The organism is Lactobacillus sp. ESL0681 (genome assembly GCF_029392835.1).
GTDB lineage: Bacteria > Bacillota > Bacilli > Lactobacillales > Lactobacillaceae > Lactobacillus.
On record NZ_CP113943.1, the window covers coordinates 649,073 to 661,689 of the forward strand.

The window sequence follows — 12,617 nt, forward strand, 5'->3', positions numbered from 1 at the left end:
GACCAAACACTTCAAAATAAAATGTTTGATCTTTTTTATTATTTATTTAAAATTGCTACATCTAAGATATTGATTATCGCCAATTGCATAATAACTTTGCTGCTTAATCTTGATTGGGGAACCATAGGTTTGAATCCTTTGTTGCTTTTTAAGAACCTTTTTACCGATTCGCTGACCATATCTATTATAGATATAGGCATTATGAGTCAAACTTCTCGGTTTACCATCAATATTAGCTGCTAATAATCGTTGATTATTGCCAAAATCATAGTATTTACGACCATTAATTGTCTCTTCAATTGCCGCATACATTTGTGAACCAATCGCCAAAATCACCTGATTAGTTCTCTTGCCCTGTGCATCATAAACATAAGCATTATGCTTTAGTTCTCCATTAAGCACTAAACCAGTAACTTTTGCTCGTTCTGGCGCAATTGGTGCATTAGCAATATTGCTGCTTTTAACCAAACGATTATCACCAATAATTAAATAATCCTGTCCTTTAATCTTGACTGGATCTCCATACGTCTTAAGTTCAGAACCTTTAAGCTTACATTCTGATGTAACTCTAGCACCAGTTTGATCATAGACATAAGCGTTATGATTTAACTTGCGTACTTGGGCATCAATATTACCAGCTGCCAAATATAAATCTTGTTCTAGTCGGTAAAATTTGCGCTGATTAATAACGGCTACTCCATAAACCGTCACCCAAGAACCCGATTTAAGTACTAAATTAGTAACACGCTTTCCTTGCTTGTTATACAAATAGGCATTGTGATGCAATTGCTTGCGAGTACTTGCTTCAACTTCTCCAGCACTAGCACTTGGATTTTGATCAAGATTAAGGTTATCTTGAGGCTGATTCTCAATTTCAGTAGTATGATTTTCATCAACTATTGAAATTTGATTATTTTCTGAGCCAGTCGATATATTTCCTTGATCTGGATTAACCTGATCAATATTTCCTGGTTTACTATTATCAACATTACCTGTCTCAGTTGGAGTACTTGTCTCATGGTCATTACCCGCAACTGGAGTACTTGCTTCACCTACCTGATTAGGGACGTTACCATTATCTACACTGTCGGTAATGTTAGCACCAGACTGACTGGTATCGCTAGGCTGATTACTTGCAGCTTGTTTAATTAGAATTGGCACTAAATCAAAGCTGCCATCTCCATAGACTACCTTAATCACTGCATTTCCTAAGTCAGTTGGATTCATTTGAGCGGATTTAAGTAATTGCCCATTTTCACCAACTAGACCATGATCTTCAACTTCTCCAGCTGCATTCATTGACTTTCCAGGTAGAAAATTAATGCTGACTACCACGTTTTGATCTGGACTAAAGCTATCTTTAGTATTCATAAGCTCTGTTAAGGAAACATTTTTAGTGGATTTTTTATCTTTAATTTGCCAAATAACCTGACTTAAATTAATATTTTTGGCATCCGCCGCTACTTCTGCAGCAGCCTGCACATCGTAATTACCTGCATCAGTCTGCTCTAGAATCTGTTGATAATCCATTCCCAGACGCAAGTTATAAATTTTATGATCCGGATTCTGCCACTCACTAAATCCTGGCAAGTGATTACCATTAGCATCCGTTTCACCCCATGATAATGACTCTGCATTGCCAAATGGCAAATAACCACCATTAAGATCGACCTGACCATCTTTTGTATAAGCTTTACCCTGGATCGCAATATCACTTGCTGGTAAAAACTGTTTGATTTCTGCTAGCGGATCTTGGTTAAGTACCATTGGATTACCAAAACCGTTAAGATAATCAGCTTGTTGACTAGCACTCAGCTCAGAAAAATCAGTTTGATTAAAAGCCAAGCTAGTTGTTGCATTAATTCGATCATCCATTGCTTCATCAACTAATGTTCCATCAGGGTTAGTGGCTGCACGCGGCTTACTAATTAACCAATTGTGTTGATGATCGCCAGACAATGCTATTTTTTCGCCATGAATATATAAGCCGTCTGATGATGCAAAAGTAATTGTTGACTTGCTAGTAATCTTGAAAAGCTTGGGATTCATAGGGTGTAATGACCAAAGAGTTGGACTGTCAGGATATTCATCACAATGAATCGAATTAAGTTCCGCTACAAAAGTTGAATCTTGCCGAGCTTCAATTGGTGAAGTCGCTAAGACATTCCCACAATGCTCACCAGCCTGGATATCAACCTTGGCACTGTCTCCGACTACAAACACTCCCTGATCGTATCTAGGTAGTAGTTTGGCAATGTAATCACCGGAAAGTGTCAGTTGCGCATTTTTACCGACAATAAATCCGCCACCAATAAAATCAAATCCTTGCCGATAATCCAAATCTTCAGGCATATTAATGGCATTAAAAGTCGCAGTAAGCCGTGCATCTTCTGCCAAAAGCATACAATAGAACTGTTTAGCAATGCTCACACCTTCTTCACCACCAGAGATTAATGGATTATTCTCTAATGACCAAATATCCTGTTTATTATAATCAAAGAAATAATCGAAATAATTGTCACCCGTAATTATTAGTTGTCTCTGTCCTTTAAGACGATTCAACGAATGATCAATCTTAACACTATTTAATGCAAGCATGCCAACTGAATTAACGTTAAAGTCACCTTGTAAAGTTACCTGATCTAGCTTAAGAGTTGGGTAGATGGCTTTACCGCTTTCACTATTATAACCATCAGCATCAAAGTTAAATATTGCATATTCCCTGGCTGCCAAGTCATTAATCGCGTTAACAACTCTCATTTGCTCAAAAGTTACTGTCACATCTGGTACTAGGTAATCGTTGCTAAAGTAATAACATTGCTGCATTATCAAGCTATGCCCATGACCATTAACTACCTTATCATTTAAAAAGGTAATTCTGACTTCTGTATCTGAAGCTAATTCTGTTGGCGAATAAAGATCGCACAATAAATCGATAGTCTTCACTCTAGGAGCTGCAATACCTAATAAAAAATCTGACCAATTATCTACTGCTAGCTGCGAAGGGGCATTATATTCTGCTTTAAGCCATTTAGCATACTCTCGAATATCGCCATCTTGCTCTAATAACTTTTGAATATCTGTTTCAGTGTATTGATCAGGATCATTAAGCACGCCACGCAGATTGTCTGCAGCAAAGTTATACCAATCCGCAACTTTCTCTTGAGTCTTAAGATCAATCCTATCTGCATAATCTGAAGCAGTTACTACTTCTTCTACATCAGTAAATGCACTTTGAACTTGTGTTAGTAATGCTGGCTTATTTGATACAGTATTAGAAGTAACGACAGTCTTTGAACTTTGAGCATTAGGTGATGAATTGATGTCTTGACTTGATTCCACCGGCTGTTGTTCCTGTGTAATCTCTGGATGCTCTTGATGCTCGTTAGCTCTAGTAGTTGACTTAGAATTGTTATCAGTATCTGCTTTGACAAACTCACTTAAACCTTGAAAAGTTGCTAAATTAGGCTGTTTAGACTTAGAATCAGTAACTTGCTGCGTCTCAGACACAGTATCTGCCTTAACTTGCGTTGCGGTAATTTGTGTAGTAATAAAATAACTTCCCAAACACACAGAAGCCGCGCCAATTGTCAACTTCCGAATGGCAAAGCTTTGTTTCTTTTTTGTAACTGAAAGCGGTTGTTTTCGGCTTTTATTTTTTCTAATCATGGCTATATCCCTTCCATAAAAAATTAAACCGTTTAAATAAAAAATAACGTAAAGTAAACAGAATCATAACAAATGGATTACAGTTTTACAAGTGCATATAAAAAGAACGTTTGAAATTTTCAAACGTTCTTTTCGTGTGTGTGTGCTATTTTAATAATATAGAAAGAGTTATAAGTATTAGTTATTTACGAAAGTTTGCCTTTTTAACGTACTTGTTACCACCGATAGTGTAGTACTTCTTACCCTTAATAGTAGAAGGACCACCATATGTAGTAACATACTTGTTCTTCTTCAGAGTCTTCTTATTAGCCCGTTTGCCGTTCTTCTTGTAAACGTAAGCGTTCTTCTTAAGCTTTCTCTTCTTACCATCAATGTTTGAAGCAACAATGTATTTGTTGTCTCCAAGGTCATAATATTTACGTCCATCAATGTTCTTGGTGCCATAAGTATCAAGAGTTGCACCAGCCTTGTACTTCTTAGTAGTACGAGTACCAGTTTCATCATAAACATAAGCATCGTGACCTAAGGTCTTTTCAGTTGCCTTTTGACTATCTTTATCCTTATCAGCATCGCTGTTATTGTCAGTTGCTGGAGTTGAAGGAGCAGGTGCTGGTGCTGGAGCAGGTGCTACTGAACCACCATTGTTGGTGTTGTCTGTAGGCTTGTCGGCAGGTTTAGTTTCATCAGTTGGCTTATCTGGTTTAACTGGATCTGCAACTACCTTAACCAACACTGGAACGTAATCAGAAGTACCATCAGTATAAGATACTTGAATCACTGCGTTACCCAATTGATCAGCAGTAGCATTGCCAGCTGCCTTGTTAAGTTTACCATCGCTACTTGCAATAACACCACCAGCAATCAAAGAACCATCTTTAGTCATGGCTCTGTCAATTACCCATGAAGCATCAGTAATAGTCTTGGTCTTCTTCAAGTTAGCAACTGAACGAGTAGTCTTAGTTGAGTTATCGTAAGCTGAAAGAATGTTTTCAGCTGAACCAAGTGAATCAGCACTAACAGCATCTTGAGGCTTAGCTGAAACGTCGAAACGACCAGCACCAGTCTTAACCAAGACATCATCTAAGTCAGTACCAAATTGCAAACCAGGAACTGCATTAATGCCAAGCAAGTTGTTAATTGGATCACCAATTAAGTCACCAATTCCGCCAGGAATCATGGTTGCATCAACAAGTGGACCATTCAAGAATGAGAAGTACTTCAGTAAATCCTTCTTAGTTCCCATATCAACAAAAGTCTTGTCAGCTTTACCATTAGTAGCAATCTTATCTGCTGGAGTTTGGTAATCATTATATAATGTCTCATCTAAACCAGTTAGGTTAAGTTGTGGGAATACAGTTGTAATTACACTATCAATTGCGTCTGATAAGAATGGAATGTAAGTTGCTGAAATCAGGTTAGAGTTATTAGCATCAAAGACCCAGTTCTTTGATTGACCAACATCAGCCATACCAATGTTCTTACCATTGATGCAAGTACCTAAGTAGTTGATTGCTGGACGTCTTAAGTTAGGATTGGTAGTTACAATCTTAACTGAAGCAGGATTGTTAGCAGTCAAGTATACCCAGTTAGCAGTTGCATCAAGTAAGCTAGCATCAACAGCGGGTGCATTGTCGACCATCTTAAATCTTGCACCATCGTTAACGTCAATGTTCAAAATTGCTGAATCAGCTAAACGGGTTACAGTTGAATCAAGGTTGACATTAACATTAGCCTTGTCACCAATAACAAATCTTGAACCAAGTCTCATATCACCAATCGTATTAGTGATACCATCAATTAAACCATTATCCTTAAGCTGGCTAAGAACATTGCTTAAGTTTGGAATTAAACTTTCAATTGAATTTAAGGCTTCACCATTAAATACTTGAACAAGATTCTTAGCGTTAATGGTAACTTTAGAGCCATTGGCTACATTAACATTACCATCAAACAAGGTTGCACCTCTACTACCCTTGTCATTACCTAGGTAATCAATAGTAGTGTCACCAGAAATATTGATATTAGCAGCAATTAATGGAGCATCAAAGCCACCACCGAATGTAATATTCTTAGTGTGTGCATTGTGCAAGTTAATGTTACTGAAATCACCTAAAGTAGTCCATGGATAATTATTAACAATTGGAATATTAGTTAAGTAACTACCAGTACCTTCAACAGTAATATCGTTGAAAGTGATGCTTGGTACGCTACCACTCTTGATGATATTACCACTCAATTGGTTGTTGTTCAGTTTCAAGGTATGACCGTTACCGTTGATAACCTTGTCACCGCGAACGCCAATTTCACCTAACTTGTTAATCCAAGTATCAGTAATACCATTTGGTACTTCAATATCAGATTCCAAGTTAACTGTCTTAATTTCACCTTTACCTAAAGCAAGAACGAAGTTTTGGGCATCAGCAACACTAGCGCTGCTAAAGTCATCTGCTTGTGCTTCAGGCTTAGATGTATTATCATTAGTAACAGTAGTATTTGCAGAAGCGGCTGAATCAGCTGATTCGTCTTTTTCTGTATCATTATTACTGTTAGCATCCTTTAAGAATGATTTCAAACCTTTGTATGAAGACAAGTCGGTTTTTGAATTATCCTTAGCTTTGCTTGAAGCAGCTTCAGTGTTGGTGGCACTAGAAGCTGCTTTTTCGTTTGCCTCATTTTCTGCTGGAGTTGTTTCAGTTGAAGCTGAAACTTCTTCAGTTGATTGAGCATCAGGAGCAACAGTATCAGCTTTAGCTGTTTGTGCATTTGCACCAACAAAGCTCAAGCCGATCAATACTGAAGCAGCACCTACGGTTAACTTACGAATAGAGAAACGATCTTTTTTAGATTGATTCTCTATTTGCCGTAACCTTTCATCAAAATTATTTTTTCCTAACATAATTCCTCTCTTTCTTAGCTATATCGCATAACTATATGAATTACATAACTATCGTAATCAAATTATTCAAATATGTCAATAAAATTAGGCAAAAAAATTGGTATAAGTTTCACCTAACACAACATATTTTTTGTTATTTATACCCAATAAAAATAACATTTATAAATTTTAGCAAAATCCGTTAATCCATATTATCAATTATGCTTTAAAAGATATAATAACATCAATATTTGCTAATTTAAATAATTAGACAAAAAACTACTTTTTTTAATCGGCTACATTGTTGTATTTAAAGTAATTTAGATTAATGCTATTCTAGCATAGATATATTAAAATAACAAATTTTATTTAAAAAAAGTAAATTTATTAAGTTTAAGCATCAGAAAGTTATTTTAAAATCACAAATAAAAATAACCATTTTTTTGATTGCGTTTTCATATATATGTCTTTTTTTAATGAATAAATGTCAATCAAAGGCGGCCTTTCAACTATACTTATTAAAATATCAAGACTTTAACTTACCGATTTTTGACAATATTGTTTTTCAACTATGCTAATAAATTGTGAAATAAATTTTCTATATTTTAGTTTTAATAACTAATCAACTAAAAACTTTGCCGTAATTTTATTCATAACATCACAAAATAGGAACATGATAATTAAATAAACACCAGATTTTTTTAAAAAAATCCACTTATTTAAAATTGGTATAAATTTAAATAGTCTAGTTGTTACTTAAGTAACTAACTTATAAATACCGGAGTAATAATGAATAAAGCGCTTATTGATTTTAAGCTACTTAAATTTAGAAAAAATAAATTTTGAAGTGGTTCATAAAAAAAGCAGGCACTTGCTAGATATTTTCTAAATATAGCGCTTTCTTAAGCAATTCATAGAAAATAATATATACAAAAAATCCACGAACTCATAAAATTATGAACTCGTGGATAATGTTGTTAAGAAGTTTTATTACTATCTAGTATTCCATATAACGTTGACGTTCCCAATCAGAAACAGTTTGTGTGTACTGTGCCCATTCCAATTCTTTAGAACTAATAAAACTCTTCGAAAGACGACTGCCAAGGGCACTTTGAATTAATTTATCAGCTTTAAATGCAGTAATTGCATTATGTAACGTTGATGGCAATGGCTTAATTCCTTTAGCTTCACGCTCTTCTTCACTCATATTGAAGACATTGGAAGTGATAGGAGCCATTGGCTGTTGTTGCTGTTTTATTCCATCTAAACCAGCAGTTAAGCAAGCAGCAAGCAGTAAATATGGATTAGCTGTTGGGTCAGCAGACCGCATTTCTAAACGTGTATTTACTTCTTCTGCCGAAGGAACCCGGACTAGCGGTGAGCGGTTCTTAGCAGCCCACGAAATGTACACAGGGGCTTCATAGCCAGGAATTAGCCGTTTATATGAATTGACTGTTGGATTAGCCACTGCAGTAATTGCCCGTGCATGAGACAAAATACCATTTAAGAAGTAGAGCGCAGTATCAGAAAGGTGATATTCATTATCCTTACTATAAAAAGCATTCTTTCCATTTTTAAATAATGACATATTCGTATGCATCCCATTACCCGGTTGATTTTGCAATGGCTTAGCCATAAAAGTAGCAAACAAGTTGTGCTTTCTAGCAACTTCCCGTACCACCATTTTAAAAGTTTGTACTCGATCCGCTGTAGTCAGCGCATTATCAAACTTAAAATCAATCTCTTGCTGACCGTCGCCAACTTCATGGTGGGCTGCTTCAACCTCAAAGCCGATACTTTCCAATGTTTCAACAATATCACGTCGACATCTAGCACTCTCATCATCTGAATTCATATCAAAATACGAATCATGATCTGGCACTTGAGTAGTCCAATCATTATTACTATCAAGTTTAAGTAAATGAAATTCTGCTTCAAAACCAATATCAAAATCAGAAAAGCCCATGTCTTTCATCTCTGCAAGTACCCGTTTCAGATTATTTCTAGGATCCCCTGCAAATGGCTCACCATCAGTTGTATGAACTGAACAGGTTAAACTACCAATTTTGCCTCCTTGAGAATCTGACCAAGGTAAAACTGCCCAAGTTGAGAAGTCAGGATATAATACCATGTCACTTTCTTCTAAACGCACAAAGCCATCAATCGAAGACCCATCGAATCGAATATCATTGGACAATACTTTCTCCAACTGGCTATTTGGTACTTCGACAGCCTTAAGCTTACCGTTTATATCAGTAAAAGCTAACCGCAAAAAACGTACATCATGATCAGCAACACTTTTTCTAATATCATCTGCTGTAATTGTTTTCGTCATGTTTTGCCACCTAATAAAATCAAACTGCATAATAATTGGTCTGGTCACAGAGCCTTGCCTAGCTCTCTGCTAAACCTGATTAACACCTTAACAAACCCCTTGGCAAAAGTCAAAGTGGTCTAGTATATTTAACCAAGTTTTAACTTTAATTATTTTGAAAGAATAACTCATTAACTGCATTAGTAATCGCAATTTTAACATGAGCATAAGTTAGACCACCTTGCATATAAATGGCATAAGGTGGCCTAATTGGACCATCACCAGAAAATTCGATACTGGCACCCTCAATAAAGGATCCGTCAGCCATGATAACCTGATCTTCATAGCCAGTATCGTTGCTTGGAATTGGATCAACAAACGAATTAACTGGCGAATTAGCCTGCAAGACTTTAGCAAATCGAATCATCTTATCCTTATCATGAAAAATTACAGCTTGAATCAGATCTGTACGTTCTTCATCCCATTTTGGTGTTACTTCTTCGCCCATTCTTGCCAAAATTGCAGCCGTATAAATCGCACCTTTAATTGCATTACCAGTAATGTTAGGTGCAATAAACAATCCCTCAAAATAATCCAGATTATTATTAAGACTAGCGCCTTCTTCGCGACCAATACCACCAGCGGTCAATCTCGCAGCTGTATTTTCAATTAATTCATGTTTACCAACAACGTAACCACCAACTTTAGCCAAACCACCGCCAGCATTCTTGATTAGTGAACCCGCCATTAGATCAGCTCCATATTCTGTTGGTTCATGTTGTTCAGAAAACTCACCATAACAATTATCAATAAAAATAATACTCTTGGGACTGACTTCACGAATCATTTCAATCATTGGTCTAATTTTGCCGACAGTAAAACTCTGCCGTGTATCATAGCCGCGAGAGCGTTGGATAACTACCATCTTAGGCTGGTGCGAGCTAAGCAGCTGACGAGCAGCCTGATAATCAACTTCACCATTTTTTAAATCAACATGGGAGAACTTAACCCCATAGGACATCAAACTTCCGCGACCATCACCAGCTAGTCCGATCACTTGTTGAACCGTGTCATATGGCATTCCAGTTAAATACGTCAATTCATCACCAGGTAACAAATTTCCTGCCATCGCTGTAGCCAAAGTATGAGTCCCAGACACAAATTGAGAACGTACTAACGCATCCTCAGTCTGAAAAATTTGGGCATAAATTTGATCTAATTTATCACGGCCAGCATCATCGGAACCATAACCGGTCGAACCAATTAAATCAGCCTCTGCTACTGCATGATCTTTAAATGCCTGCAAAACTTTATTTTGATTATATAAAATATTATCGTCAATTTTAGCTAATTGTGGCGCAATTTGCTGATCTACTTCCTTAACTAACTGTTGTAATTCTGTTGGCCAATTATTCATTTAACCATTCCTCAACTTTCTCTAGAATCTTTTTAATACAATCGGGATCATTTAATGGATCAAAAAACGTAAGTGGCAACTGATGGCGAAAATACGTTAATTGCCGTTTAGCATAATGACGCGAAGCCGTTTTTAGCTGAGTAACACAATCTGCCAAACTTTTTTCACCCTCAAAATATGGAAAGAATTCCTTATAACCGATTGCTTGCAAGATCTGATATTCGCGTTGACGATTCTGATAAACAAACTCTGCTTCCTTGAGCATTCCTTGATCCATCATTTGGTCCACTCGCAAATCGATTCGACGATAAATTTCTGACCGTTCAGAATTTAAGCCGATAATTAAATAATCATAGCGTGGTTTTATTTCGGTCTGTTGCTTGGAAAACTGTTGTCCTGTCCGTTCAATCACTGTTAACGCACGCAATACTCGCCGTGAATTTTGCGGTGCAATTTTACTAGCAGCTTCGCTGTCACGCATATTTAATTCTTGCCATAACTTTTGCTCGCCATTAGCTAATAGATAGGCTTGCCATTTATTGTCAATTGCTGAATTATGACCAGATTTTTCTCCTAATTGCAATTGATTTAACAATGCATTCACGTAAAAACCGGTTCCCCCAACTAGCATCGGCAATTTCTCCTGTTGTCCAATTTGCTGAATTGCGGCTTCAGCCTGATCAACAAAGTCTTTGACAGAATATGGTTCAAATATCGAACGTGTATCAACCAAATAATGTTTAACTTGCTTTTGCTCCTGCGGTGTAGCTTTAGCTGTTCCAATTGCTACTTCTCGATAAACTTGCATCGAGTCACCTGACACAATTTCTCCTGACAATTGCTTAGCCAAGGTAATCGCTAAACTAGTCTTTCCAATCGCTGTTGGACCAACAATTGCCAATACTTTTTGCATATTTTAAAATCCTTTTTAATAATATAAAATAAAAAACACGTTTGAGCAAATCTGCCAAACATGTTCCACCAATTAGTATTTAGATGCCTTAGTCCGACCATCCCACTCATCAAAGCCATTTTTAAGCCATTTAATTGAAGTAAATTTTTTCTTTTGCAAAAATCTGGCAGCACGAAGTGTTACTGTCAATGAGTCAGAATAAAGATAAACTGGCAAATCTGCACGTAGTTCACTATATTGATATTTCAACATAGTTGATGGCAAATTTCTGGCACCATCAATATGCTTTCTTTTGAATGGTGCTTTTTCCCGCAAATCAACAATTTGCGCTTTGCGCATTCCCTGTTTAAATTCCTCGTTGGTCAAATCACCGTCTCCCAGGCGTTTAGTCTGGTACTTATTCCATAACCAAACTGCCACAAAGCCGAGAATAACCAGGACCAGGACAACATCTAAAATAATTAAAAAAGTTGACATGATGCTTTTCTCCTAAAAAACTTTCTAAAATAATTCTTACTATACTAGCTATGATCCTTTGCCTTGCGCTCTTCATATTCGTGTTCACGAGCCAAAATCATTTTAGCTTCTAGATAAAGCTTTTGATCAATTAAATGTGATTGATTAACATTGTCAAGCTCAAGGGCCATTAATTCAATATCCCAAATTCGCTTACCCACATGAACTAAAACGCCATACTTTTCAAGCAATTGCTGCACATCATAGAGATTCTTCACGCAAAGCCACCACCTAAAGCCATACTCAAGCCCCTGTGAACCGTGGCCACAATATAAATTATTAAAATACATACAGCTACTAGGCGGACCTTAAACGGATACTGGCGAAATCTGCGATCACCTACAATAATTGCTAAAAGCAATCCAGTGAGCAAGCCACCAAGGTGTCCCCATAAATCAATGTTGGGATCAAACAAGTCAAAACCTAAGTTTAGCAGCGCTAACCAAAAAGCTTGTTTACCTAAATAGACAATCGCTGCATTATCATGATTACGCAAGCCAATAGCAGTCATTGCACCCATTAAGCCAAACAAAGCTGTAGACGCACCCGCACTAACAACACTGACGTCGCCAAAAGCTAAGCTAAGCAAATTGCCACCAATGCCAGCTAACAGATAGATTAACAAAAATCGCCAATGACCCAAAATTTGTTCCAGATAAGTGCCCAAATAATAAATCATTACCACATTAGATACCAAATGCATAATGCCAATATGCAGGAATTGGGCAGTAAATAGCCGCCACCACTGACCTAAGCGCAAAACCATCATTTTGTTCATTGCACCCATTTTTAATAAGGTAGCAATACTTTTTGAACCACCTAACCCAGTTTCTAGTAAAAAGACCAGAAATAACACGACCAAGATAGTCCAAGTCATATAACAATCTTTAAAATTCTGTCGTCTATTCATTAC

General features: G+C 36.8%; 8 protein-coding genes. All 8 read right to left on the reverse strand.

All coding sequences use genetic code 11. From position 1 onward, the window contains the following. Positions 1-42: 42 nt before the first annotated feature. Entirely contained in the window at positions 43-3,669 is a 3,627-nt protein-coding gene (locus tag OZX59_RS03025; protein ID WP_277126668.1) for an SLAP domain-containing protein, read from the reverse strand. Positions 3,670-3,850: 181 nt separating this feature from the next. Then, positions 3,851-6,565: an SLAP domain-containing protein gene (locus OZX59_RS03030; RefSeq protein ID WP_277126669.1), complete on the reverse strand. Its 2,715-nt coding sequence runs from the start codon at positions 6,563-6,565 to the stop codon at positions 3,851-3,853. A 976-nt stretch (positions 6,566-7,541) separates the two neighbouring features. Continuing rightward, the gene (gene glnA / locus OZX59_RS03035; RefSeq protein WP_277126670.1) at positions 7,542-8,879 is read right to left on the reverse strand and encodes a type I glutamate--ammonia ligase; all 1,338 of its coding nucleotides are present in this window, start codon (positions 8,877-8,879) and stop codon (positions 7,542-7,544) included. A gap of 145 nt (positions 8,880-9,024) precedes the next feature. After that, a complete protein-coding gene (locus tag OZX59_RS03040) occupies positions 9,025-10,275 on the reverse strand; it encodes a methionine gamma-lyase family protein (RefSeq protein ID WP_277126671.1) in 1,251 nt (416 codons plus the stop codon). Beyond that, on the reverse strand, positions 10,268-11,188 hold the full coding sequence (gene miaA, locus OZX59_RS03045; protein ID WP_277126672.1) for a tRNA (adenosine(37)-N6)-dimethylallyltransferase MiaA: 921 nt from the start codon (positions 11,186-11,188) through the stop codon (positions 10,268-10,270). The genes OZX59_RS03040 and miaA overlap by 8 nt, the downstream gene beginning before the upstream one ends. A 72-nt stretch (positions 11,189-11,260) precedes the next feature. Continuing rightward, positions 11,261-11,665, reverse strand: a complete 405-nt coding sequence (locus OZX59_RS03050) for a rhodanese-like domain-containing protein (RefSeq protein ID WP_277126673.1) — start codon at positions 11,663-11,665, stop codon at positions 11,261-11,263. Between the two features lie 44 nt (positions 11,666-11,709). After that, positions 11,710-11,922, reverse strand: coding sequence for a YqgQ family protein (locus OZX59_RS03055; RefSeq protein ID WP_277126674.1), 213 nt, complete (start codon positions 11,920-11,922; stop codon positions 11,710-11,712). Beyond that, positions 11,919-12,614, reverse strand: coding sequence for a rhomboid family intramembrane serine protease (locus tag OZX59_RS03060; protein WP_277126675.1), 696 nt, complete (start codon positions 12,612-12,614; stop codon positions 11,919-11,921). Before OZX59_RS03060 ends, OZX59_RS03055 begins: the two co-directional genes overlap by 4 nt. Between the last annotated feature and the right edge of the window lie 3 nt (positions 12,615-12,617).